The following is a 264-nucleotide window of genomic DNA, read 5'->3' as shown; positions in this document are numbered from 1 at the left end:
AAGACTTAAACCGCGGTATTATTATCTCTTCCGGTAACGACGCCTGTGTCGCTATGGCGGAGCATATCGCAGGAAGTGAAGACGCTTTTGCCGACTTAATGAATAACTATGCCGAACAAATTGGCATGAAAGACAGCCATTTTGCTAACAGTCATGGTCTGCCCGATTCAGAGCAGTATGTATCTGCGCGGGACATGGCGACTTTAGCCAGCGCTTTAATAGAAGAAACCCCGGAAGAATATAAGCTATACGCAGAAAAGTCTT

The 264-nt window shown here is 45.8% G+C and carries 1 protein-coding gene; it reads left to right on the top strand.

The window, feature by feature from the left end:
• A partial coding sequence (locus SB749_RS19815) for a D-alanyl-D-alanine carboxypeptidase family protein (RefSeq protein ID WP_410711815.1) occupies positions 1-264 on the top strand: 264 nt, incomplete at both ends.

Source organism: Brevibacterium sp. SIMBA_078 (assembly GCF_046534565.1).
Classification (GTDB): domain Bacteria; phylum Actinomycetota; class Actinomycetes; order Actinomycetales; family Brevibacteriaceae; genus Brevibacterium.
This window is presented reverse-complemented; position numbering and strand designations above follow the sequence as displayed.